Here is a 26,254-nt window from a genome sequence, read left to right on the forward strand (position 1 = left end):
ATCACGAGGGAGTGAACGAACAGATACATCAAAAGATGTTGTTAACATTATGAAGTCTTTGTTAATCTAAAATTTTGACGAATTACAAGACAGTTTTAAAAAAAATAAACTATCCATCCTTTACATAATTGTAGAAAGGGGATAGTTTTTTTGATTTCAAATCTTTTGAAAGATTATTTTTATAAGTATATATGGATAAAGTCGATGTAATTATTTTTTTATTCTAATAAAAAAAATCTTAGTATTACGTATACCAAGAAAGTTCTTATTGTTATACAAAATAAGTATACAATAAAGGTTATTTTTTATCAACATAACAGTTGTTTTTGTTGAAAATAGATTAAAAGTCTTGTCATATAGCTGTTTTATAAGCTTTTATTATGCGCCGTCAATATAATCGTCAAATTTGGAGGAATAAATTCATGTCAAAAAAGGGAGAAAACATTTATAAAAGAAAAGATCACCGCTGGGAAGGGAGATACAAAAAAGGAAGAAATGAAAATGGAAAAATAAAGTATGGGTATATTTATGGAAAAAATTATTCTGAAGTTAAAGAACGTCTTGCTCTTGAGAAAGCAAAATACCAAACATTCATCGAAGTAAATGGTGAAAATACAACAACTTATCAAGAATTTAGTTTGGCATGGTTGGCTAAGAGAAAAATCATCTTAAAAAAGTCCACCTACGCCACCTATCAATACAAACTAAATAAATATGTCTTCCCCTATATCGGAGGAATTCCCTTAAATCAACTTACACCGGATATTATTCAAACCCTTATTCAGACTTGGGCCGAAGAAAATCTGCAGCCATCGACGATTCATGTAATATATCAAATAATGAAAAAGCCGCTTCATGAAGCTTATTTGGAAGAAAAAATCGTCAAATACCCATGTAGAAATATTTTATTACCAAAGAAAAAGAAAAGAAAAGTACGTGCTCTTTCACGGGCTGATGAACAAACGCTTGAGTGCCAAGCGAAGAAGAGTTCTTTAGATAAAGGTCTTCCCGTACTGTTAGCTTTGAAGGCAGGATTACGAATTGGTGAAATTGCAGCACTAACTTGGGAGGATGTCGATTTTACTAATCGAATGCTAAAAATTGAAAATACTTATCAGCGACTCCCTAAGAATTCGAATAGTGTGAAATCAGAGTTATTATTAGCGCCAGCAAAAACAATTAATTCTGTTCGAAAAATCCCAATTGGAAAAGATTTACACACGTGGTTGAAAAGAAAGCAAGCGCAGTCTCAAGGACCTTACGTTTGTTCTGAAAATACGTATCCAAGAGAGCCTCGCCTGATTACGTATCATTTTCATCAATTACTAAAAGAATGTGAATTAGAAAATGTCCATTTCCATCAATTGCGCCATACCTTTGCAACAAGGTGTATGGAAGCAAGTGGGAATGTTACTGCCATTAGTGCACTTCTCGGTCATGCGTCTACTCAGATGACGCTAGATATTTATACGGATGCTGACAGCACTAGTTTGATAGAAACAATTTTGAAAAAAGAAGAAGCGTAAAAAAAGTAAATTTGTGCACCGTCATTAGCCGTCATTTGTGACAATAAAGCTTATATTATCAGTGCTCTTCAAATAATTACCAAGTATACGTAATACCAAGTAATCACAAATGATCTGAATCGATACATGAAACTATTTATGAAGTTTTCATTTCATATTACAAATTTATCTATCAGGAGTGAAAAGTGAATTTGATATTTGTATTAGAAGAAAATGTAGAGAATGGGAAACGAAATTTTTCGTCACAAAGATTAAGTATCTATTATCGTTATGCAAGGATAAATAGAGGAACTATTATTTTTGCCCCATTTAGAAACATCTTGTTTGATGTAAATACAGGTATTAATAAGATTTTAATGAATGATGTATCGATTTTTTTTCATACAGAATTGAGAGATAAAAGGAAGTATTCTCTGTTTTTTTATGATGTTCAATTAGAACTTGAAACACTAGTAATAATCTTATATACAGACTACCTAACAAAGGTAAGACATAAAAGTGTTAGACATAATAAAAATTACCAAATAATTTCGACTATCAATAGGTTAAGTACAGAAAGTGATAGAAATAAAATTGTTTTGAAATTGGATACAAGGATTGCACATAAACCGTTGACCGTAAAAAATAATTTACTTAGATCAAAAACATCATATTTGAATAGAGTGTGTAAAAAGCTCTCCAAAAATTTGTTTTATAGCTCTTATTTAATACTATCAATGATCGAAGGGATCGATTCATCGTAAATCTTTTTTTGATATACGAAAAAAATAATGAACTACTCATAAAATAGGTAAAGATTTATAGAAAGTAATTTGAGGAGTATAAAGTTAAAAAAAATTATTTTTTAATACCCAAAAGATAGGATTATATTTTCTAGTAAAAGACAGTTATGCGTGTAGTCCTATTATACAGCGATTTCAAAATATATTGTATTTTACAACACATAATTTTGCCTATATTCAATAAAGAAAATACTTCACACGAAAAAAGGTAATTTAAAGCAATGATTAAATGACTTGAGTAAATAGCTTCTAGCTTATGGAACCGGTTTTTTCGGAAACAGCACCTTTTGTTTTAACATTGCACTGCTAATTTTCTATCATTTCATACCTTTTTTGTTGTGACGATATTCTATCTAACAGCTCAATTAATAAAAAGTAGGAGGAACTAATATGAAACAAAGTACTAAAATTTTTACACTCGCACTTCTAATAACGTCTCAAATAGTGGCGCCCATTGCTGGTGTTGCTACAACAAATGGTGAGAAATTGACAACTAATTCTGATCTTGGAAATACAAGTGTCTCGCTTGAAAAAACTGAAGAATCAACTATGAATTCTTCAAATGATGAACCTACTACGAATAAAGAAAAAATTAATGAAAATGAAAACACAATTCCATCAGTAGATGCGGGGATTCTTACTGGCGTAAACGGTACTTCTTCATGGACTTTTGAAAATGGAACGCTTACTTTATCTGAGGGGCAGTTAAGTAAGCCTATAGCATCTATGACTGAATTAAATAAAGATTCTATAGAGAAAATAATTGTATCCGGACCAGTGAAAATTTTTTCTGCATGGGTTAATTCTGATCGTTACGGAGTTTTTTCAGATTTAAATAACTTAACCACAATCGAAAATGGAAGTAACATAGATGTTTCTGGCGTAAAAGATCTGGGTTTTTTATTCAAAAATGACTATAATTTACAACAAGTAGACACATCAAATTGGGATGTTTCTCAATTAGAAAGAGCTGTAGGTGTATTTTATCAATGTTATCAATTAAAAACGGTGGATGTTTCTAACTGGGATACCAGCAATGTCAATGATATGAGTAATATGTTTAATGGATGTACCTCTATTGACAATTTAGATGTTTCCAAATGGAATACCTCTAAAGTTACAAGTTTAGACAAAACTTTTTTCTATAATCAAAGACTTTCCAGCTTAGATGTTTCCAACTGGGATACGTCAAAGGTCACAAATATGTTTGCCACGTTTATGGCTTCTGAACGTTTAACAGAGTTAGATGTTTCCAACTGGGATGTTTCCAGTGTGATTCTTTCAAATAGTATGCTCAAATGGCTTCCCAATATTGAGAAATTAGATGTAAGCAATTGGAATGTTTCCAATATGGGAGACATGAGTGGGATGTTCGATGGTGACTCAGGGTTAAAGGAACTTGATTTATCTAATTGGAATAATGATAAAGCGGCGGACACTGACAGTCTACTTAAGGGCACTGTGAATTTAAAAAAACTATTCCTTTCTCCTAATTTTAAAATGGTAGATAAAAATAACACTGGTAATGGCTTTTATATTCCTGCAATACAAAAAGGGGATAATTACACAGGGAATTGGCAAACTATCGGTATGGGGACTGCAGAAAAACCGCTAGGAGACATTGTCGTTGATTCTAAAACTTTAAGTCAAGGTTCTCCTTCTCAAAATGTAGAAACATTTGTATGGCAACCTGTAACTTTAGAAGGCGCAGACTATACAATGACTATAGGTGATCCTCAACCTACTGCCTCTGACTTTAAAGCTTCTGCTACAGACAAGAACGGGAATCCTACAGAAGTAGCTATCGATTTCTCTGAAGTAGATTTCAATCATGTTGGTGTTTATGATGTTACGTTGAGTACATCTGACGGTCAGTCTAAAGTAGTTAAATTGACAATTGAAGACAAGAAAGTAGACACAGTAAAAGTGACATTTAATGCTGGCAAAGGTGGATCTTTACAAGGGAAGACGACTATCGATATTCCTAAGGGGAGCAAGGTAACTGATTTACCAAATGCTGTAGCTGATAAAAGCAATATCGAGGATATCTACTTCTTAGATTGGTACCAGAATGGAAAGATAGTCAATCCGAAAAATATTGTTATTAATAACGATACGACCTTCACAGCAAAATTTGGAGCAGCTGTCTATCGCTTATATAATAAAAATAACGGGGATCATCTACTAACTAAAAATAAAAATGAGAAAGACAAAGTTGCAGCGAAGGGGTGGAAAGTAGAAACGAATCCAAAAAACGAGTATGGTAGAGCAGCCTTTTATGTACCTGTTCAAGCAGATAGTGCAGGAAAAAAACAAGTGTACCGTATCTATAACCCAAATAGTGGTGAGCATTTTTATACAACAAATAAATCTGAGGCAGATGCTGCAGTGAAAAAGGGGTGGCGTCATGAAACAGACAATAATTACACGTGGGTTTCGGAAGGCGATGTAAAAATATATCGAGAATTTAATCCAGACGTGCACACTGCCGGAAGTCATAACTTTACAACTGATTTGCAAGAACACAAGAATGTAGTAAAAGCTGGTTGGAGAGATGAATCAAAAGATAGTTCTTTGTGGACAGCCTTAAAAGCTGGATTCTAACATATTTTATTTCAATGACTTAGTGTGTGTTCTATCGTAATCAACACAATTAGTAAAAGAGGATTCTCTTTCAATAGAGAATTCTTTTTTATTTTAATTATCACGTATTCACTTGATTTGCTTTATTTATGGGACATCAATTGAGTTGTTGCTTAAAACAATACATTCCAGAAAAATTGTCGTGTAATTAGACAAATTTCAAAATTTGATTGGTTTTTGAATCGCTTATACTTACGTTTACAACGACAAGATGACTTAATTTTCAATAAATGCTACTGATTTATTGTTCAAAGGAGACGTTCTGAAATGGCTACTAAACAAACAAAGCGTTTATTTTTAACATTGCTGCTGGGGTCGTTTACGATGTTCCTGAATCAAACGCTATTAAATACGGCATACCCATCGTTAATGAAAGATTTATCGGTCTCAACTGATTATGTGCAATGGTTGACGACGGGTTTTTTACTGGTTACGGCGGTGGTGATTCCATTGTCTGGATGGTTATTGCATCAGATAAATGCCAAGTACTTGTATAGTCTTTCGCAAGTTATTTTTTTGGCTGGCACGATTCTTTGTTCTATTGCGGGTTCGTTCTCTCAGCTATTATTTGGGCGGGTGATTCAAGCGATTGGCGTGGGTATCGCGATGCCGCTTTTTCAAACGGTATTGCTTTATTTATCGCCAAAAAATAAGCGTGGGACTATCATGGGAATCGCGGGCATCGTTATCGGCTTAGCCCCTGCGATCGGTCCGTCTTTGTCTGGCTTCATTTTGACAAAGTATGATTGGCATGTCCTTTTTTTAATGTTGATTCCGATCATTCTTGTTGTTTTGATTTTGACAGTTTGTTTTATGCAACCGGTGCTGCCGATCAGAAGGACAAAACTTGATTGTTTATCGGTGATTGAATCTAGTTTGGGCTTGGGTCTGCTGCTGTATGGCTTGTCATTGATCTCGGCCAAGCATGCGAATAAAGTGTTATTAGGTGCGAGTATCGTGTTAGGAAGCGTCTTTATCTATCGATTTGTACGCAGACAGAAGAAATTAGCAAATCCGTTTTTGAGTTTGGAGCCCTTCAAACAAAATGAGTACGTGATCTCTTGTATTTTATTAGCTATTGCGAATATGGCTATGATTAGTTTTGAGATGGTTATTCCAATGTACATTCAAAATATCCGTGCGTTATCTCCTTTGGAATCGGGACTTTCTTTATTGCCGGGGGCTTTAGTGTTAGGCATTATGAGTCCAATAAGCGGAAAGTTATTTGATAAATATGGCGCGAAAGGGTTAAGTATCGTCGGTATGTCCTTCTTAACGGTATTTACCTTCCTCTTTGTTTTTATTCAAGCGACCACACCCATGGCGCTGATAATCACTTTTTATGCCTTTAGGTTGTTCGGGATTTCGATGGTATTGATGCCCGTCACCACATTTGGGATGAATGCTCTGCCGAATACGGAGTTGGGAGATGCCTCTGTTATCAATAAAACAACGAAGCAAGTGGCTAGTTCGCTAGGGACTGCGATTATGATCAGCGTAATGACCCTGATTACGAATACATCCAGTTCTTCGAAAACGCTACTCGCTGGGTATCATGGTTCCTTTTATGTGGCTTCCTTCTTTTGTATCATTGCATTAGTTCTTTCGTTTAAGCTTCCGAAACACGCGGCGTAAAAATGTCCTTTGTGCATATTTTCCGCTGGTTCTACTTAAGGTCAGGCATCCAATCATAGATGCCTGACCTTTTTTAGTTTTTAGGCGTCGTCTCCCCTGCGTATGTTCAACTGCTGTCTCTCGTTGAAATTCATTTGAGTCAATTTTGTCTTGAAATCCGACAAAACTCGCAAAGTATTCCCTCTGTAGATCGCTAAAATAAGTCTTGTAAGTACAGAAAGGGGAATATGAACATGCAAAAAAACAATGAACCATTTAGAGAAACAGATGGAAAGGGCTGGATCGATCACGGACCGCGGAATCATTCTAGGGATCAAGAAAACCCAGATATTTTGGTACCGCCTGAAACAGACCACGGAACAATGAACAACTTGCGCTTCAGCTATTCGGATGCGCATCAAAGATTAGAAGAAGGTGGCTGGACACGTGAGATCACCAATCGTGAATTGCCCATCTCGCAAGATGTTGCCGGGGTAAATATGAGTTTAGAGCCTGGCGCGTATCGGGAAATGCACTGGCACAAAGAAGCGGAGTGGGGCTTGATGCTCTACGGAAATGCACGAGTGACAGCGATCGATGAGCACGGACGCAGCTTTATTGACGATGTAGAAGCAGGCGATATTTGGAATTTTGAAGCAGGAATCCCACATTCCATCCAAGCGTTGGATCAAGGCTGCGAGTTTTTATTGGTATTCAGTGAGCCGGACTTCTCGGAAAACAATACTTTCCTTGTGTCGGATTGGCTGGCGCATACACCTGCGGATATCGTTGCTGCAAACTTCAAAAAACAGCGTAGTGACCTAGAAAGTTTTCCTAAGTCTGAAAAATATATTTTTAAAGCCAACGTACCAGAATCGATAGATCGAGTGAATCGCCCAAGTAATCTAGGGGAAGTACCATCACCTTTCACTTTCCATATTGATACGTTGGAACCTATCGTTTCAGAAGCTGGACAAGTTAAAATCGTAGATCAAACTGTTTTTCCAGCGGCTAAAACAATCTCCGCCGCCTTCGTAGAAGTTGAACCTGGCGGCATGCGTGAACTGCATTGGCATCCGAAAGCTGCGGAATGGCAATACTATATTCAAGGAAGCGCGAAAATGTCTGTTTTCAATTCTGCTGGTTTGGCCCGCACATTTGACTTTAAGGCAGGCGATGTTGGCGTAGTTCCCATCGTAGCTGGACATTATGTGCAAAATACCGGAGATGAACCACTTCGCTTTGTTGAAGTATTTAAAAATCCTGAGTATTCCGATGTGTCGTTGAATAAATGGTTAGGAACATCGCCTTCTCAAATGGTGGCGGATCATCTAAATGTCACGAAACAATTTGCAGAATCGTTGCCGAATCCTGACAAGCCAGAGCCAGTTGTCTGGTACAAACAACCAAAAGAATAAATTCGTAAGACCAGAAAAAGAAGTGTTCTTTTTACTTTTTCTGGTTTTTTAAATGGAGGAATGAAGAAATGGAAAATCGAAGAGTTCCAACGTATCCTGTGTTGGAATTACCGTGGATCGCCTGTTTATTAGCGATCGCTGCGGGATCAATGGATGGCTATACGTATTTTATTGGAAAATCATTTAGTACGGTTCAATCGGGAAATATCATTCTGCTTGGGCAGACGATCGCGAAAGGGGATCAGGACCATTTTAAGACAGTGATCTTTACGATCCTCTGCTTTGGATTGGGTGCTATGGTGACAGCGATAATCGAAAAAGCAGGAAACAAAAAGAAAAAGATTTGGGCAGTGGAAATATTACTGATCGAAGCTTTTATCATCGTCATTCTGGGCTGTGCCCCTGTAAACAAGAGCTTAAGTATCCGGGCATTATGTATGACGATTTCATTTCTTGCGGGGATGCAAGGCAATGCGTTCCATAAAATTGACGGCATGCTGTATGGAAATATCGCGGTCACACTAAATGTCCAATTGGCGTTTAACTATTTAGTCCAAGGGATCACTGGTGTGAAAGATGGCTGGAAAAACTGTTGGCTGTATTTATCGGTTCTCTTAGGGTTCGCTGGTGGTGGATTGATAGGAACGGTTTTGACCAGCAACTACGGGGAAAAATCTTTATGGTTTACAGCGCTCGTTTTAATTGGCATCGCGTGCTATTCAAAAATAATAAAGGTTGAAGACAAAGTGATCTCGGTAGATCCAGTTTAGGAGGAATGAAGAATGACTGTTGACGTTATTGTTATCGGAAGCGGCATCGCTGGCTTGACCGCGGCTTTTGGCTTGGCGAAAGCCGGGAAACAAGTAGCTGTGGTCGAGTCGACTGCCTTTGGCGGCGTGGTCTATAACGCAGGAAGTACCCGGAAAAAGGAACTGGTCACCCTTGCCCAGCATGCGCTGCAAAATCAGCGATTGGAACAGCAGGGCATCACGACACCGGTTCAATTAGATTGGAACAATGCGATGAACTGGATAGATAGTATGGAAAATACGGAGGACATGCGGCACCAGCTTTCTTTAAAAGAAGCGGGGATTTCAACGATTTATGGGGAGGCCGTTTTTTGTTCACCCCATGAAATCAAGGTAGACGGCATCACGTATACTGCCGAGCAATTTGTGATTGCGACGGGAGCAGAAGATCGTCCCTTTACGTTCGAAGGTCAGGAGTATGTATCGAATAGCGGTGATTTTTTGACTCAGAAGGACTTACCAGAAGAGGTGCTGTTAATCGGGGCAGGTATTATTTCTTTTGCCTTTGCCACTATTGCGACCGCTTTTGGCTGCAAAGTAAGAATCCTGCAGCATAATGAGCGAGCGCTGAAGGATTTTGATCAGGAATTTGTAGAGGAATTGATTGAGATCAATAAAAAACGCAGCGTCCAATTTGATTTCAACGAAACGGTAGAAAAAATCCTGCCGACAGATTCTGGAGAATTGATTGTCCATACAACCTCGGGACACATGTTCAACACACAAAAGGTGTACAACGTGGCAGGCAGAATACCTAGAATCCAACAGCTTTCGCTGGATAAAGCCGGCGTGAATTACGGCGATCACGGTATCCTTACCAATGACTATCTGCAAACCAATCAGCCGCATATCTTTGCTTGTGGAGATTGTTCAAATGCAGCCGTTCCAAAATTAGCGACATTCGCCTCTTATCAAGCGGAATATCTCGTGTCACACCTGGTAAACAAGAACTTGGCGCCGATCAAGTATCCATTGGCAGCGATGTCGATTTTTAGTGAACCGCGAATCGCACAAGTAGGGGTGACTACGAAAGAAGCGTTGGCTGCTCCAGAAGAATTTCGTATCGAAGAGATCGACAGGAGCGGCTGGCTGGATAGTAAACGAAAAGCCGAATCGATCGCCTTCTTAAAACTAGTTATTAGACGAAGCGACGATCGCATAGTTGGGGCCGCTGCACTCAGTCAGGAAGCAGATGTTCTGATCAATGAGATAACCATGGTTTTACATGCTGGATGGACAAAAGCAGAGTTGAAAAAACAAATTCTTGCCTATCCGTCTCCAGCCGGCGAGTTGACCAGATTCTGGAAATAACTGTATTCATGAATAAGTGGACATAAAAAAGAATTCTCAAACGAGAATTCTTTTTTATCGTGTTCTCTGTGAGTACCTCGGGAAATTATTTGATGACAGTGATCTGTTGGATCGAATTTCCTGGGACTTGGGGAGGGAGCGAATTTGTCAGGATAGCAGGATGCTTCAGCGTAAATTCAATCTCGCTTCCCTTCGATAAGTAATCCATAGACACTGTTTTTTTATCAGCATTTAGAATAACGCCATCTGTGTTAAACGCTTTACCAATGCCATCAGGATCGTTGACAGCCTCCACCTGTTTGAAGGTTAAGACGATCGTGTCCTTGTCTAAAACAGGTGCTTCAGACAACGTTCCTTTGAATACCGGTGCTGTCTTCTCAACAGACTGCTGTGTCGGTTCCGATTTTTTTGTGGTCTCGTTTTTAGCCTTTGCACAGCCAGTAATGAATAAAACACTTAATGATAGGGCAGCGATAACGACTATTTTTTTCATTGATACACCTCATTGTTCATGGGATTCTTTTTTTTACATTTTAACAATAACAGAAATGAATTGATTTTTTACGTTGAGTGATTGATAATTCGAGTTTTTTAATACAAAAAAGAGCTCTCCAAAAAGAGAGGCTCTTTCGTTGAGGAAGAGATAGATTACTTATGCTCTCTCAAGTACCGTTTCTCTTCCTTTTCTTCTTTTTTAGCGGCTACCTGTTCTCTGTTTTTATCAATCGCAGCCTCAAATTCTACTTTATTCTTCGCTTGATCAAAGGATCGGCGATTTTCTTTGGCGCCATCTCTTTCTGAACGCATGATACAAGCCTCCTTTTGTCATTCTATGTCCATATCAAATTACTTCTGACGTTTTTTTCTTCCACGATCATTGCTTTTTTTGACGAGTGAAGCTGCTACTAATGTTGATGTCGCACCTTTACCAAAGGCTTTATCCGTCACTGATTTCGCTGCACTGTATTTTACTGCTGATTTTAGTAAGCTCATCTATCCTGCACCTCCTTTTAATCTCCTAGATAGTCCAAATAGCAATCAAAATAGCTAGTATTTTCATGCTCGAAAGAATCAGGCTGATCGAACAAAAGAATAGATTCTTCACTCTCCAAAAAAGAAGAAAGTTCTTCAAATGGTTCTTCTGACATGTCCTCACACCTTCTTTCTTTGGCTTATAAGGATAGTTTACGCTTATAAAAACCCGACATCAGACGAATGCTGTCGTTTTATCAGACAATTCTCAGGGAATAAATTAGGGAGACGTTGATTCAAGAAACATAATTGGTATTTTTCGTAGGATCAATGTTGAAAGCTAGTTGTTAAGGAAAATGTAGTGAATAATTGATAAAATGATCGGATTTTGACGAATTATAAGACAACATTAAAAATAATGGACAATAGGGATGTTATATAATTATTTTCAAAAATATCTTTATAAAATAGTTATTTTATTGGGCGTAAGTATTGTTTGAACTATATAAAAAAACGAAAAAAGCTAGAAAGATTTTTCGTTTTTAAAGAAAAATCCTTCTAGCATCTTTTTTAACTTGGTATTGTGTATACCAAGAAAATACCCTTTATCTTACAAGCTGAGTATACAATAAAGGTTATTTTTTATCAACATAACAGATGTTTTTAATTGAAAAAGATTAAGAACGACTTCATATAGTTGTTTTATAAGTATTTACCATGCGCCGTCAGAATAATCGTCAAATTTGGAGGAATATTTAATGTCAAAAAGAGGAGAAAATATTTATAAAAGAAAAGACCACCGCTGGGAAGGTCGATATAAAAAAGGAAGAAAAGAAAACGGCAAAATACATTATGGATACATTTACGGAAAAAATTATACCGAAGTCAAAGAGCGGCTAATGATGGAAAAAGCAAAATACCAAACTTTTATAGAAGTGAATGGTGAGAGTACAATAACTTATCAAGAATTTTGTATAGCTTGGTTGACTAAAAGAAAAATTATTCTGAAAAAATCAACGTATGCAACCTATCTATATAAGTTAAATAAATATGTTTTTCCTTACATCGGGAAGATTCCGTTAAACCAAGTAACTTCGGACACGATTCAAACGCTTGTCCAGACGTGGATCAATGAAGGGTTGCAGCCATCGACCATCCATGTGACGTATCAAATAATGAAAAAGCCGTTACATGAAGCATATTTAGAAGAAAAAATCACTAAATATCCTTGTAAAAATATATTATTGCCAAAGAAAAAAAGAGAGAAAGTCCATTCTATTTCACGAGCGGATGAGAAAAAACTTGAGTATCAGGCGAAGAAGAGTCCTTTATCAAAAGGCCTGCCAATTCTATTAGCGCTGAAAGCAGGGTTACGCATTGGAGAAATAGCCGCGCTAACATGGGAAGATGTTGATCTAAATAACCGAGTGATAAAGATTGAAAATACCTATCAACGAATTCCCAAGGAAAGCAGCAACGCGAAATCGGAACTCCTTTTAGCATCTGCTAAGACTCTCAATTCAGTTCGAATAATACCGATTGGAGCGGATCTTTATCAGTTGTTAAAAAGAAGACAAAACATAGCTCAGGGTCCTTATGTTTGTTCAGAAACTCAACGCCCACGAGAACCTCGTCTGATCACCTATCATTTCCATCAATTATTAAAAGAATGTGGATTGAAAAATATCCATTTTCACCAACTGCGGCATACATTTGCAACGAGGTGCATGGAGGCACAAGGGAACGTTACCGCTATTAGTGCATTGCTAGGCCATGCTTCTACACAGATGACGTTGGATATCTATACAGATGCTGATACCACTAGTTTGAAGGAAACGATTTTGAAAAAGGAAAAGGCACAAAACTAATTAAAAAAATAGTTTAACCCGTCATTAGTCGTCAATTGTGTGAAAGAAAGTCTTTATCATCAATGCTTATTGGCTATTACCTAGTATACACAATACTAGGTAATAGAAAATCCTTAATACATGTAAAGACAGGGGGTTATTTTAACATACTAATTATTAGTTAAAGGGTTTCATAAATTTTTTTTATTTGCTTTTTAGTGAATTTAAACTGGAGGGATGAAGATAGTTCAAATTCTAGCTTTGAAGAAAAATAGAATCCGCTTTTTGAACAAAGGAAGTAGATAAGTCAGTCCATTTTTCTTTCTTACACTGCTTTTAAGCGAATTATCTATGGTACAGGGTATTTTTAACCAAACGAATTATGGGGGGATCATTAGTGAAAAATAAGACTAGATTATTAGCAGCAACGATCATTTTGACTTCGCAATTAGTATTGCCAGCCACTAGTTTAGCTGCTACACAGCAATCAGATGAGAGCGTTTCAAGTATATCGCAGAGTCAGAAAACTAGCGAGACAATCAGCAGTACATTGGACAGTTCAACAAAAAGTTCAGACAGACAAAGCAACGATGAAGTAAAAAATGAAAAGACTGCGCCTGCGAATCCGACGGCAGATTCAGCTAAAGACGCAAACGATGAATCTATTGATGATTGGATGCCCGATAAAAATCTTCAAGCGATCGTGGCGGGTATTCTTGGAAAAAATGATTTTACAAAAGAAGACATGTTGTCTATTACAAGTGCTTCTGTTGACGACGTAACAGTCAAAGATGTAAAAGGTATATCTTATGCAAAAAATCTAACTAGCTTAACAGTAACAAATTCTGATCTTTCAAATACCGCCAATATGGCAGAGATAGGAACCTTATCCAAGTTAGAAACGATTGTAGCCACGAATGATAACCTTAAAGATTTTTCATTTTTAGCAAGTTCTCAATTGATTTCATTAACGAATGTAGATATCTCTTATAATAGCTTAACCAACTTGAATAGTCTAAAAGGTGCAAGTTTTCCAAAAATGGAAACGCTCAATATATCCAATAACCAGCTAACGGATATAACTATATTAGAGAACATAGACGTACCGAAGTTGAAAATATTGAATGCAAGCTTTAATAAAATTAGTGATATCACACCTATTAAACATTCTCAGATCGTAAGTGTTGAGCAGTTGATCGTAGCAAATAATTTAATTGAAGATACCAGTGCATTTAAAGATTCCACATTAACTAATTTAAAAATGTTGGATGTTTCAAATAATAAAATAAAGGATATCTCTGTTATGAAAGGCCTGCAAAGCAGATATCCTAATTTACAATCTTTTAACGCGTCAGGAAATCAAATCTCGGATATCACATTTATGGAAGGGTACAACTTAACTACTGCTAACGCAGCTTTTGGACAAACATATGTCCAAGATATAACGATGGTGCGGTCAATCGATCCAGAGAAAAAATATTACACGATCCCATTACCTATCAAAAGCGTTTCTTTTGCCTTCAACGAAGAAGGAACGATCAATGTAACACCTGATGCAGAGAATGAGGGTTTAAACCTTATGTCTGGTATGGGAATGGGGAGTCCATTCCACGTAAATTATTTTAATGGAGATTTTGGTTCTTTTTGGGATGGCACCGCAACTAGTACTGCAGGAATTAAGTCTTTGGCAGTAACAGCACCTCAAGGCAACAACAATTCTATGTATAGTTTTGGGTGGACAGGGGCAGCTGGTGTATTTCAAGGGCAAGCAAATATTTACGTGAATTGGATAGATGCCCAAGCACCAGTTATTGAGGCTGCCGATCAAACGATACAAGTAGGTGATACCTTCGATCCAAAGGCTAAAGTAACTGCCTATGATCAACAGAAGGATGGATCAGATAAAGTTGATCTAACAAAAGATATCAAAGTTCTAGAAAATAATGTAAACACTAAAAAGCCAGGTGTCTACCCAGTAAAATATTCTGTCACAAATTCCTATGGAGTTAAAACGGACAAATCGATCTCGATTACTGTAGAAGATAAAAAAGCGGATACCGCAAAAGTAACTTTTAATGCAGGAAAAGGTGGATCATTGTCAGGTAATACAACGCTAGAAGTCCCTAAAGGAACGAAAGTGACAGACTTACCTAAAACAGTAGCAAATAAAAATAATATAGAAGATATTTACTTTTTAGACTGGTACCAAAACGGGAAAGTGGTTAATCCCAAAAATGTAACGATCAATGGAGACACAACCTTTACGGCAAAATTTGGCGCAGCGGTCTATCGTTTATACAATAAAAATAATGGGGACCATCTGTTGACGAAAAATAAAAATGAGAAAAATAAAATTGCAGCTAAAGGTTGGAAAGTCGAAACAAATCCTAAAAATGAATACGGAAGAGCTGCCTTTTATGTGCCAGTTCAAGAAGATAGTGCCGGTAAAAAACAAGTTTATCGTATCTACAATCCTAACAGTGGAGAACATTTCTATACGACGAATAAATCTGAAGCAGATGCTGCTGTGAAGAAAGGGTGGCGCCATGAAACCGACAGTAATTATACTTGGGTATCAGAAGGAGATGTGAAAATATATCGAGAATTCAATCCCGATGTACACACTGCAGGCAGCCACAACTTTACTACAGATTTAAAAGAGCATAAAAACGTTGTGGCTCATGGATGGCGTGATGAATCAAAAGATAGCTCTTTATGGACAGTATTAAAAGCAGGATTTTAACACTAAAAAAGTCATTAACTGCTTTGACTAAAAGGGAACAGCGACATGATTATAGAAAAATTTCCCCTTCTGTTTCTCTTTACTCCCAATCATCACGTTTAGATGATTGGGAGTTTTTTATTTGGATGACGTCTGTGAGGAAAAAATATTTATAAATCGAGAAGGACGACGATTAAATTCAATCGCAAACAAAAAATGCACGGCTCAAGAAGAACTGCGCAATTCTGTTCGTTTTTCTATAGAAAATTGTTCAGCAGAAGGAGCCGCGAAGCTTTTATTATTAGGGGTCAATCTTTGCGGATCTTAGATACATGCTTACTGCGTCCGCCGATTTTTGAGGCAAAGTGATCGGATTCTCGTTTACTAGGGAAAACTAACAATTTCTCAGGGTCTTTGTCACGGGTGCGTTGGCCTTCTTTACCGATGTAACCATGTAAAACTTTGACAACATACATACGATCACCTGCTTTTGAAGTTTAGCTTATAGTATACGGATGAAAAAAAGGAAAGCAATGTTTCTGCTTCATACCAAAAAACATTTGTGCAGATGCACAAATGATACTGTTAATCTGCCAATTCTATTTGAGTGTCAAAATATTAAAATGGAAACGTAATCAAAAATAAGGGAGAGAATTCACATGGCGAGTATTACGATTCCGTGGTATGCGGCGATTATAGGTTTGGTTTGTGCAATACTTTTGATTTTAAAGAAAATGAATCCGGTTTATTCATTGTTTTTAGGGGCGATTATAGGTTGTCTAATCGGAGGCGCCTCATTAAATGATACAGTGAATATCTTGATTAGCGGCACGCAAAGTATCATGGGGACTGCAATCCGAGTCTTAGCAGCAGGGATGCTGGCGGGTGTAATGATGGAGTCTGGTGCGGCAGAGTCGATTGCACACGCGATCGTTAATAAGCTTGGTACGAACAAAGCGCTCTTATCTTTAGCATTGTCTACGATGATCATCACGGCAGTGGGCGTATTCATTCCAGTAGCTGTATTGATTGTTGCGCCGATTGCATTGTCAGTAGGAAAACAGACGGGAATCAGTAAGCTAGCATTATTGACAGCGCTATCTGGTGGAGGAAAAGCGGGTAATATCATTTCTCCGAATCCGAATACGATTGCAGCGGCGAATGGGTTCAAATTAGATCTTAGCAGTGTCATGATCGCTGGGCTCGTCCCTGCACTTTGTGGGCTGGCAGCGGCTGTCATTATTGCCAGTTTGATCAAAAAGAAAGGGATCATGGTACAAGAGAGTGACATCGCAGATGAAGAGGGAAAACCATTGATGCCTTTAAGTAAAGCCTTGATTGCGCCAGTTTTGTCCATCGTCTTGCTGCTGATCAACCCAATAGGAACGATGCTCCATATTCAAGCTTTATCGAATTTGAAAATTGATGCCATGTACATCTTACCTTTTGCATCCGTTGTTGGTACGATTGCAATGGGACATGCACGACAAATCCGCGATTATTCAAAAGCTGGTATCTATCGTGTGACAGATACCGTTCTGATTTTAATCGGTGCAGGGGCGATCGCGGGTTTGATCTCGGTCTCTGATCTATCGAAGCAAGTCGTTCATTTAATCTCCATCACAGGCATATCAGGAACATTCTTAGCACCTATATCAGGTATTTTGATGGGACTGGCAGTCGGTTCGACTTCTACCGCCGTTATTTTGGCGACGGGTTCATTCGGAAATGCGATCCTTGCAACAGGAACCTCTTCATTAGCAGCGGCAGTTATGGTCCATACAGGTGCTACAGTGATTGACAGTGTGCCGCAAGGAAACTATTTTCACATCACCGCCAATAGTATGCACATGTCCATCAAGGAACGGATGAAAGTCATTCCTTATGAGATTTGTGTAGGTGGGGTCATGACGATCGTTGCAACGGTTTTATACGGATTTATTTTGAAGTAAAGGAACTTATTTTACCAACTGGCTTGTAAGTATGCGAAGAGTTAAGATTATTTTTAGATAAGGAGAATGACCATGAAAAAAACGTTTGTGTTAGCGCCGGATTCTTTCAAAGAAAGTATGAGCGCTAAAAAAGCCTGTGAGGCAATGGAGCGAGGGATTCGCAAAGTCCAGCCGAACGCGGAGGTCATTCATATTCCAATGGCTGACGGAGGAGAGGGAACGGTAGATGCCTTAGTCGATGGCAGCAAAGGGACACGTATTTCAGTTGAGGTCTCTGGGCCGATCCCTACAGAAAAAGTTTCGACATATTACGGATTGCTGGCGGACGAAGAGACTGCAGTCATGGAAATGGCCAAAGCCAACGGCATCGAACTTTTGGCTGAGAATAAGCGAAATCCCCTGATCACCTCTACCTACGGAACGGGTGAAATGATCAAAGATGCGTTAGAAAAAGGGGTAAAGAAAATCATCATCGGCATCGGCGGCAGTGTGACGAATGACGGCGGAGCCGGGATGGCACAAGCTTTAGGCGCCCGTCTGTTAGATGAAGAAAACAACGAATTGCCTGTTGGCGGCGGCGCCTTGGGAAGACTGGCAATGATTGATCTTAAGCCATTAGATCCGCGATTAAAGCAGACAGAGATCATTATTGCCAGCGATGTCACCAATCCTTTGACTGGACCAGATGGCGCTTCGGTGGTCTTTGGGCCGCAAAAAGGTGCGACACCTGAAATGGTCAAAGTATTAGACGACAACCTCGCTCATTACGCGGCCGTTATCAAAAAAGAGTTCGCCATAGATATTGAAGCCAAACCCGGTGCAGGTGCCGCGGGAGGGTTGGGCGCCGGACTTTTAGTCTTTGCGGGAGCGAAGATGCGTTCAGGAGTCGATCTAGTGATCGAGTTGACGCACTTGGAGGAGGCGATCTTGCAGGCGGATTACGTGTTCACTGGTGAAGGCGGCATGGATTTTCAAACCAAGTTCGGAAAAGCACCTTATGGTGTAGCAAAGGTTGCCAAAAAGCATCATAAGCCTGTCTTTGCATGCGCAGGATCTATTGGTGAACAAGTTGACGTGCTCTATGACGAAGGCATGACAGCTATTTTTGGGATATTGGCTAAAGTAGAGTCCATAGAGGCTGCGTTGCAGTCAGGAGAGCGCAATTTGGAACGAACCGTCGAAAATATCGTGCGTGTTTTATCTGTCTAAGCGAAGCGGATATTTTGTCATCTATGAAAAGATCGCTAAACTAAGAATAAAGCAAAGCATGTGTAGGGCGGGAGAACAGTGAGCAATTTATTGACGAAGGAACAAGCCAATTTGATCGTGCAGAAGTTGATGTCTGATATTCCTTATAATATTAATATCATGAACGAGCAAGGGTTCATCATTGCAAGTGGGAAGAAAGGAAGAATCGGCGAACGTCACCGCGGCGCTGAGCGAGCCATTTCTCAAGGTCAAATGGTTGAAGTCTACAAGGATACATCCTTAGAAAAAAGAGGTACTAATGAACCAATCATCTTGAATGGGGAATTATTGGGAGTAGTAGGAATCTCTGGTGAACCGGAAGAAGTGCGCCCCTTCACCAAGCTTGTAAAGTCCATCGTGCTTCTCTTAGTTGAAGAGCTCAATGAATTCAGTAAAAAGGAAAAGAAAAATCAGCAGAAGCGTGATTTTTTAAACGAACTGCTTGCGACGAAAGAACGGTATGAGGAAGCAACGGTCCACAGAGCGTTGGAGGCGTATGGCATCAATTTACTGATGCTGAATCGGTGTGTTTGGGCATCTGAACAAGAGGATTTGCGTCTACTGTTTCCTTTACATGAAATATTTGAATGGAATGGTCGTTATTTGGTTTTTGTAGATACAGAGACAACGATTGATCAGTTGAAAGGCTCTCTGATCGTAAGCCCACCACGTCTGAATTTGGGAGAATGCTTGAAAGAGGTGGAGAATACCTATTTGTATCTGCTCTTTTTAAAGATTCCGATGACTCAGCTCTTTTTCACAGAGTCCTATTATTATGCGCAGTTGTTTGATTTTCCGCTGTCTGTAGACTCTATACTGTTAAAAAAAGTGGAAACAATCTATGAAGAGTACTATGAAACACTGATTTGTCTGGCTGAGACTAGTACAAATATCAAGGCCGGAGCAGAGCATCTGCACATCCATCGAAATACCTTAAATTACCGAATCCAGCGTATCTCAGAGTTGACTGGAAAAGACCCGCGGACATGGTCGGATCTTTGGCTATTGATGTATCACTTTGCCTATTGCTTTAAAAGACGATTGAATTAGAAAGACGTATCTAATTCAATCGTCATTTTTTGCGTTTAAAAATAATCATAAAAATTCAATTATTTTACTTATCAAAAATAAGAATAAATGCTAACAAGAATGGTGTTTATTAGTGTGTACCTATCCTTTTTTTGAAGCCGAAGTCCCTTCCTGTCGCTACATTTATTTTATTAATAAAACCTCCTAATTACTTGTTTAAAGCCTTTTATATGTTCTTTTTCAGACAGATTTTTTCTAATTGTTGACGATTGATTTATGAGAGTTTAATTGTTACTAAAATAACAATCGTTCTGTTATTATCATCTTTAGGATTCTTATTTTTATCCTTATTTTTACCCAAAGAACATAAAAATGAATGAAGATGAGATCTGATGCAACGAGCAATTGGTTGCAAAACTGAAAAGAGGTGTGATAAATGCGAGAGGCTTTTTTTAGTAAAAAAGTTCGGACCATCCTTGTTTTTTGTCTCTTCTGTTTTTTTACTGGTTTTTCAGTCTTTCTGATAGGATCACCAACTATCCAAGCGGTCACAGGAAATCCTGCCGTTCCTAAAGGGGCAATCTCCGTAGACGGAATTTTTGCTCCACCCAATATACAAACGAAATCAGGGGGGACAAGCGGGAATACCGGTGTCACTGTAGGACCAAGCACTGAAAATAATGGGGTTCCCTTCTCGGAAGTAACGTTATCTGGTCAACAAAACGCCGTATCCATCTGGTCGGATGCCCCGTATCGAATGGACTTCTCGAAAAGCTTTCATGGACGAGCGTATGTCAACTTTGGAACAGTACAAGCGGATGGTTTTGCGTTTGTGATGCAAAATGATAGTCGAAAAACAGCTGCTTTGACCAAGGCGTTATCCGGAAATGATGGTCAAAATCTTGGGGTTTATGGAGATTCAGGATCAAGTGCATTTTTTGGAGTTCTAGTATCGACTCCTGAAAAAAAAGCAATTCAAAACTCAGTATCCATTGAGTTCGATTTATATGCTAATATCAGCGGCGATAATATGTACGATGCTGATTTTCCTAAAGTTCCACATATGGCTTATAGCTTTCCAGGTGATTTGAATAAAGGATATGTTTCAAATGGATCTAACGGTAACAATTGGACAGAATATGGTGGGGGAGTAAAAGCTAAAGTCCATCACTACAGTCCGCAGCTTCTGAACGGAATTGTAGGAAATACTATTCAGGACAATACGTGGTATGAATTCCGTTACGATTTTGACAAGACAAGCGCTTCTTTTACCTATTATTTGATGAATCCGATGACAGGTGCTAAAACCCCTGTCACGTCGATCCCTTGGTCAGATTTAAGTTCTGCGCTGAAATTATCTGAGAACAATAATAAGGCATACTGGGGATTTACAGGATCGAATGGTGCGGCAAATGGCGAGGTCAAATTTGTCTTTACGCAAGTTCCCGTCGATCTAGATGCTGGATTAAAAAATGATGTCTCGAGTGGTCAAGCCTCCATTGTTGACCCTAGTGGGAACGACAACTATCAAGCATCGCTTCCTGCTGCGCAATACGGTGACCCAGTGACGATGAGAAGTCACTTTTCTGTGATGCAAGGAGAAGATTCTTTAGCTGTCAATGACTGGGATACTGTGATCAATCCAACTGTTTTTGATTTAACAAAATCCGTAACTAATGTTCAGGCAATCATTGACAATAAGGTGATGCAAGGAACGGTTATTGAACAGGATGCGGTCAGCGGCCAAGTCAAAGTAACGTTTCCTGGGTTGAAGCTGCCGCCAGGAAAAGCGATTGATCTTCAATACACGGCACAGACGAAAGCGACGGGAGAAACACAAAAAACAATGTTATCTAGCTCTATCCATACGACAGAGTTAGGAAATAATACACCGAGAACATTTCCAAGCAATCCTGTGTCTTTTTGGACGCATGCGGAAGCACCGACGCAACTAGACTGGGATCAGAGTACGACGAATCCTGTCAAAGAAATCAATGTAGATAAGTCGGAGCTTACTCAAGGATACCAAGGAACGTTTCTTTGGAACGACTCAGACAACGGTGAAAAAGTGCAGTTTTATTTAAAAAAAGGCAATGAAACGATTCAGAAACTGCCTCAATTAACAACAAACGGAACACCGACACAGCAAACGGCAAATTTCACGATCCCGAACGACAAAATAACGTATGGGGAAAATGATTTGAAAGTAGAGGCTTATCATTTAGACAAGGATGCAAAAGAGATCAAGGAAAAAAACAGTCTCACATTAAAACTAAATGTAAGCGGGAAGTTGATCCTTCAATCTGCGCCTTCTGCATTAAAATGGACTGGTCGTTTGGCTGGAGATTCAAAAGGAACTTTGACGCGGGATGCCGGGAACACAATGGCACTTAACGTGTTGGACAGCCGAGAAAAGGATCATGAGTGGTCGGTTGGAGTCACTGCAGAAACGCAGCCTCAAACGCCTTTTCATTTGGTTTGGCGGCAAGCAAATGCATCGGATCAGCCAATCACTGATACGCCGATCCCGGTGATGAATGCCAGCAGTGTTTCAGCAAACAATTATGTCTATTCCGAAGAGTGGAAGGAATCTGAAGGAGTATTGCTGCAAAGCAAGGAGTATTTGCACGTCGGCGATTACAGCGGGAAGATTCTTGTTCATTGGAACCTTTATGACACAGAAACACCAGAATAGGGGAGAAAACACGCATGTTTAAAGCATTCAGCATATGGATTCTATTACTCGGCAACATGATCTGCGGCGGAACATCGGTGCTTGCGTCTGAACAATCAAACGTGACTTCGGATGAACAGTCCGTCATCTTCCGTTTGATCGATAAAAATCCCAATGTTGCGCATGACGATCACTTGTCTCCGAGAAGAGGACTCAGCAGTATCAAAAAAGGCGCTCCTACAATAGTCATATTTGGTAAAAGATGGCATATGCTGCCTAAAACAAATGATACAAACCTAGTGCTGCTTTCCTTTATCGGAACATTGCTAGTGGGACTGGTACTGCTGATTTTTTGGAAACGAAGGAGGAAGCAGGATGAAGAGGAAACAAAGAAGCGCTAAGTTTGTTCTAATAGGACTGTGTCTTTTTGGTCTGACCGCCGCTAAGACGAGTGTCCAAGCACAAAAGGAGACACCTGTTTCGATCAGAATCGTGGAAACGCCGATTCGGTTAGAGAAGGTCAGTGCACCGACCTTCGGTACCTATGAACGATCAGTCAGATCACAGGAATTGCGAGCAACAAGCGACTTAACGATCCAAGTGAAAGACCTGCGGGAAAATAAAAAAACGCCGTGGCGCCTGTATTACCAGCTAAGCAGTTTTTCAAATGGGAAAGAATATGCCGTATTTCTTGATTTAGGAAAAGGACACTTACGCACCTTAGATAACGGACAAGAGGTTTCATCGGAGCCAAAAAAGGTATCACTGCGATCAAATGAAACCAAGACCCTCGTGACTGCCTATTCGACGAAGGCATCAGAATACCGCTATCGGATCAACAAACAAGCAATCAAACTGACGATTCCGGGAAACCTCCCTGAAGGAGACTTTGTTGCGAAACAAACTGTGACATTAGTGAATATCCCAGAAGCAAATTAGAAAAAAACTTTAAGGAGAGAATCACCATGAAAAAAACTATTTATTGTCCTTCGTTGCATTTAGCACAATAGCAGTAGCATTTGGCGTGACTAGCGCCCATGCTGACGCTGCACCTGATCAGCAAAAAAATACACCGACTATCGTAACGATCCAAGACGATACAGATACGAAGGCTGATCCTACTGCCCCTAATGAAAAATTATTGACACTAGAAAAAGTACCAAGCAATTACAATTTTGAATCCAAATTGCAAAATAATCAGTACGCGATTGCCAGTGGAACGATCACGGACGGGTCTATCGATGTCTTTAATGATACGATCGCTAGAGACTGGTCTGTCAAAGCCTCTGTTGATGGCAATACGATCACACGAAATGGGGATTCCAAGACCTTCGCAGTGACTTCTTTCAAAGTCAACGATCAAGAACTGACAAACGGTACAGGCGTCGACGGTATCGTGGCCAAAGCGCAAGCCGCAAAAACAGACACGAATAATACAGGTGTGATCAAAACATCTGTGACCGCGATTTCGATTGGATTTACGGATACGGATAAAGCACTGAGAGTAAATGATAAGTTAGCAGGGAAGATCGATTATCAATTGTTCAACACCGCGGATGCCCAATAAGGCGCTAAGAAGCGAGGAGAAAATACGATGTTCAAACACTCATTGATGCGACTGGCGGGAGTGATTCTATGTACCTTTCCGTTGCTGACTCCAACAGTCACCCACGCAGCGGACGTAGGCTACGATGTCCAGGCGGTGATTCCTGAAAATCAGGTAGACAAAACAAAAAGCTTCTTTGATCTACGGATGCAGCCGGATCAAAAACAAACAATCTCAGTAAGGATCAATAACACTTCGGACCAAGATTCGGAATATAAAGTCACCATTAATCAAGCATATACCAGTGACCAAGGATTCATTGATTACAGTGATCCCAAAAAAGCAGCAGAAAATGAGTATCCCTATGCGATCCATTCGATTGCGAAGGTCGACGATCAGGTCAGGGTTCCTAAGAATAGTAGTAAAGAAGTACCTATCACGCTTTCGATGCCCAAAAAATCATATGATGGACAAATTTTAGCTGCGATCCAAGTCGTGAAAACAGATAAAGAATCCGAGACGGGCATCTCTAATAACTATGGGTATATTCTTGGGCTGAAATTGACAGAATCCGATGCCGCGACCAAACGTCAGCTCACACTTACCAGTGTCAAAGCGGCTGAAAGCTTTGGCAAGACAAGCGTAGTAGCAGCGTTAAAAAATCCTACGATGGATGCTTATGGTCATTTGAAGTACGAAGCTGAAGTAAAAAAGGCCTCGTCAGGATCGGTCGTTCGCACCGTTTCCTACGACAACGATATGCAAATCGCGCCGAATTCAACGTACCACTTTGCCATCGACTGGCAGAATAAGAAGTTGGAAGCTGGAAAATACGATTTGCACTTAAAAGTCTCCGATGCGAAAAAGAACTTATGGACATTTGACCGTCCCTTTACTATTTCCAAAGAACAAGCGAAGGATGTCAATGAAGCGACGATCGAGGCAACAGACAATGACCGTTTGCCTAGTTGGGTCTTCGTCGTTATTGGGATTTTGTTGGCGATCATCCTATTAGGAATCATTTGGTTGCTCTTGGCCAAACGCAAAAAGAAAGACGATAAAGAGATAAAATAAAGAGGATCGTGCGGGTGCACGATCCTCTTTTTACGCGGCTTTCGATAGGTTCAAATCTTTTTCATTGAAGGTATCGCCGTGTTCTAAATCTCCGTATTTGTAGCCTCGCTTGAACCAGTTGATTCGCTGTTGGCTGGTGCCGTGAGTGAAGCTGTCTGGAACGACATAGCCTTGATATTCTTTTTGGAGCGTGTCATCTCCGATCGCGTTTGCGGCAGTGATTGCTTCATCAATGTCGCCTTCTTCCAAAATTGGTTGTCCCTGATAGGTTTCACCAGAGAGGTATTTGGAGAAGCAGCCGGCTAAGTAATCTGCTTGCAGCTCCAAGCGAACGCTGTATTGATTGTATTCAGTCTTAGAGACACGTTGGCGAATTTTGTCCAATTGCTTTGAAATACCCAGCTCATTTTGGACATGATGTCCGACTTCATGAGCGATCACATAGGCCATCGCGTAATCACCAGTTGCTCCATAGTTGTTTGACAGCTCATCTGCAAAGCTTAGATCTAAATAAACATTTTGGTCCGCGGGACAATAAAACGGACCGACTTGCGAGGTTGCTTGTCCGCAGGCAGAATTGACACTATCGGTAAATAAGACAAGCTTCGGATGTTGGTAAGGCTCATTCAACTCTTCGAACTCACCATTCCAATAATCCTCTAAATGAGCAAAAACAACTGCCGCAAATTCCTTTTCATCGGTATATTCCTTGGAAGAGACATTCTCCGTCTCGTAAGTCGCCGGTGTGACGCCTCCTCCTAATGTATCAGTGACGGTACCTAGATCTCCGCCTGAGAGAAAGAAAACAATGATAGCAATCAAAAATACTCCGACCCCGCCGCCAGCAGCGATCTTGCCAGTCGGTCGTCCGCCCCTTGAACGGTCTTCTACATTTGAACTTTGTCGATCTCCTCGCCAACGCATAACAGTTCCCCCTTTATTTTCACTTTTATTTTAGAGGAAAATGCTACAGCCACCAACGATATCGCTCGCGTTGAATTACTGTTGCTTTATTAAATAGTAGAAAAGCGATTCCCAAGAACAAAAAAATTAAAATCGTTAAAACATAGACAAATGGTTCACTTAA

22 protein-coding genes are annotated in these 26,254 nt (G+C 39.5%); 16 read left to right on the forward strand and 6 right to left on the reverse strand.

The window, feature by feature from the left end; translation table 11 throughout:
* The first annotated feature begins 422 nt into the window (after positions 1 to 422).
* The 6 genes from I592_RS01910 (at position 423) to I592_RS01940 (ending at position 10,103) form a co-directional block, all read left to right on the forward strand.
* Complete coding sequence (locus I592_RS01910) at positions 423 to 1,526, forward strand: tyrosine-type recombinase/integrase (RefSeq protein WP_010781923.1); 1,104 nt, start codon at positions 423 to 425, stop codon at positions 1,524 to 1,526.
* Between the two features lie 1,172 nt (positions 1,527 to 2,698).
* Positions 2,699 to 4,912: a BspA family leucine-rich repeat surface protein gene (locus I592_RS01920; protein WP_010781921.1), complete on the forward strand. Its 2,214-nt coding sequence runs from the start codon at positions 2,699 to 2,701 to the stop codon at positions 4,910 to 4,912.
* A 306-nt stretch (positions 4,913 to 5,218) separates the two neighbouring features.
* The gene (locus tag I592_RS01925) at positions 5,219 to 6,586 is read left to right on the forward strand and encodes an MDR family MFS transporter (protein WP_010781920.1); all 1,368 of its coding nucleotides are present in this window, start codon (positions 5,219 to 5,221) and stop codon (positions 6,584 to 6,586) included.
* 227 nt (positions 6,587 to 6,813) lie between these two features.
* Positions 6,814 to 7,983, forward strand: a complete 1,170-nt coding sequence (locus I592_RS01930; protein WP_010781919.1) for a cupin domain-containing protein — start codon at positions 6,814 to 6,816, stop codon at positions 7,981 to 7,983.
* A 68-nt stretch (positions 7,984 to 8,051) separates the two neighbouring features.
* A complete protein-coding gene (locus tag I592_RS01935; protein ID WP_010781918.1) occupies positions 8,052 to 8,753 on the forward strand; it encodes a YoaK family protein in 702 nt (233 codons plus the stop codon).
* Positions 8,754 to 8,765: 12 nt separating this feature from the next.
* Positions 8,766 to 10,103, forward strand: coding sequence for a dihydrolipoyl dehydrogenase family protein (locus I592_RS01940; RefSeq protein ID WP_010781917.1), 1,338 nt, complete (start codon positions 8,766 to 8,768; stop codon positions 10,101 to 10,103).
* Positions 10,104 to 10,188: 85 nt separating this feature from the next.
* On the opposite strand, the gene I592_RS01945 is transcribed toward I592_RS01940, so the two are convergent.
* The 4 genes from I592_RS01945 to I592_RS21355 all read right to left on the reverse strand — a co-directional run bounded on the left by I592_RS01945 (position 10,189) and on the right by I592_RS21355 (position 11,251).
* On the reverse strand, positions 10,189 to 10,596 hold the full coding sequence (locus tag I592_RS01945; RefSeq protein WP_010781916.1) for a hypothetical protein: 408 nt from the start codon (positions 10,594 to 10,596) through the stop codon (positions 10,189 to 10,191).
* 155 nt (positions 10,597 to 10,751) lie between these two features.
* On the reverse strand, positions 10,752 to 10,910 hold the full coding sequence (locus I592_RS21350; protein ID WP_010781915.1) for a hypothetical protein: 159 nt from the start codon (positions 10,908 to 10,910) through the stop codon (positions 10,752 to 10,754).
* A 39-nt stretch (positions 10,911 to 10,949) separates the two neighbouring features.
* Complete coding sequence (locus I592_RS21540; protein WP_010781914.1) at positions 10,950 to 11,096, reverse strand: hypothetical protein; 147 nt, start codon at positions 11,094 to 11,096, stop codon at positions 10,950 to 10,952.
* A 17-nt stretch (positions 11,097 to 11,113) separates the two neighbouring features.
* Positions 11,114 to 11,251 (reverse strand): hypothetical protein, encoded by a 138-nt coding sequence (locus I592_RS21355; protein ID WP_010781913.1) that lies wholly within the window; start codon positions 11,249 to 11,251, stop codon positions 11,114 to 11,116.
* A 582-nt stretch (positions 11,252 to 11,833) separates the two neighbouring features.
* Here I592_RS21355 and I592_RS01950 point away from each other — a divergent pair.
* Positions 11,834 to 12,943, forward strand: a complete 1,110-nt coding sequence (locus I592_RS01950) for a tyrosine-type recombinase/integrase (RefSeq protein WP_010781912.1) — start codon at positions 11,834 to 11,836, stop codon at positions 12,941 to 12,943.
* A 376-nt stretch (positions 12,944 to 13,319) separates the two neighbouring features.
* Positions 13,320 to 15,665, forward strand: coding sequence for a leucine-rich repeat domain-containing protein (locus I592_RS01955; RefSeq protein ID WP_010781911.1), 2,346 nt, complete (start codon positions 13,320 to 13,322; stop codon positions 15,663 to 15,665).
* A gap of 287 nt (positions 15,666 to 15,952) precedes the next feature.
* Here the strand turns inward: I592_RS01955 and I592_RS21545 are convergent, their stop codons facing one another.
* Complete coding sequence (locus tag I592_RS21545; protein WP_010781910.1) at positions 15,953 to 16,120, reverse strand: hypothetical protein; 168 nt, start codon at positions 16,118 to 16,120, stop codon at positions 15,953 to 15,955.
* 183 nt (positions 16,121 to 16,303) lie between these two features.
* On the opposite strand from I592_RS21545, the gene I592_RS01965 reads away from it, so the two are divergent.
* The 8 genes from I592_RS01965 to I592_RS02000 all read left to right on the forward strand — a co-directional run bounded on the left by I592_RS01965 (position 16,304) and on the right by I592_RS02000 (position 25,167).
* Entirely contained in the window at positions 16,304 to 17,596 is a 1,293-nt protein-coding gene (locus I592_RS01965) for a GntP family permease (protein ID WP_010781909.1), read from the forward strand.
* A 72-nt stretch (positions 17,597 to 17,668) separates the two neighbouring features.
* Complete coding sequence (locus I592_RS01970) at positions 17,669 to 18,805, forward strand: glycerate kinase family protein (RefSeq protein ID WP_010781908.1); 1,137 nt, start codon at positions 17,669 to 17,671, stop codon at positions 18,803 to 18,805.
* A 78-nt stretch (positions 18,806 to 18,883) separates the two neighbouring features.
* A complete protein-coding gene (locus I592_RS01975; RefSeq protein WP_010781907.1) occupies positions 18,884 to 19,894 on the forward strand; it encodes a CdaR family transcriptional regulator in 1,011 nt (336 codons plus the stop codon).
* Positions 19,895 to 20,309: 415 nt separating this feature from the next.
* Positions 20,310 to 22,568, forward strand: coding sequence for an L-type lectin family protein (locus tag I592_RS01980; RefSeq protein WP_010781906.1), 2,259 nt, complete (start codon positions 20,310 to 20,312; stop codon positions 22,566 to 22,568).
* A gap of 14 nt (positions 22,569 to 22,582) precedes the next feature.
* Positions 22,583 to 22,948, forward strand: coding sequence for an LPXTG cell wall anchor domain-containing protein (locus I592_RS01985; protein ID WP_010781905.1), 366 nt, complete (start codon positions 22,583 to 22,585; stop codon positions 22,946 to 22,948).
* Positions 22,923 to 23,486, forward strand: a complete 564-nt coding sequence (locus I592_RS01990) for a hypothetical protein (protein WP_010781904.1) — start codon at positions 22,923 to 22,925, stop codon at positions 23,484 to 23,486. Before I592_RS01985 ends, I592_RS01990 begins: the two co-directional genes overlap by 26 nt.
* 85 nt (positions 23,487 to 23,571) lie before the next feature.
* Positions 23,572 to 24,114, forward strand: a complete 543-nt coding sequence (locus I592_RS01995) for a hypothetical protein (RefSeq protein WP_010781903.1) — start codon at positions 23,572 to 23,574, stop codon at positions 24,112 to 24,114.
* Between the two features lie 27 nt (positions 24,115 to 24,141).
* Positions 24,142 to 25,167 carry a WxLIP family cell surface protein gene (locus I592_RS02000; RefSeq protein ID WP_010781902.1) on the forward strand — a complete coding sequence of 342 codons (1,026 nt, stop codon included), beginning with the start codon at positions 24,142 to 24,144 and terminating at the stop codon, positions 25,165 to 25,167.
* A 30-nt stretch (positions 25,168 to 25,197) separates the two neighbouring features.
* Here the strand turns inward: I592_RS02000 and ypfJ are convergent, their stop codons facing one another.
* Positions 25,198 to 26,091, reverse strand: coding sequence for a KPN_02809 family neutral zinc metallopeptidase (ypfJ, locus tag I592_RS02005; RefSeq protein ID WP_010781901.1), 894 nt, complete (start codon positions 26,089 to 26,091; stop codon positions 25,198 to 25,200).
* Positions 26,092 to 26,254: the final 163 nt, after the last annotated feature.

Origin of the sequence: Enterococcus gilvus ATCC BAA-350 (assembly GCF_000407545.1) — a bacterium.
Classification (GTDB): Bacteria; Bacillota; Bacilli; order Lactobacillales; family Enterococcaceae; genus Enterococcus_A; species Enterococcus_A gilvus.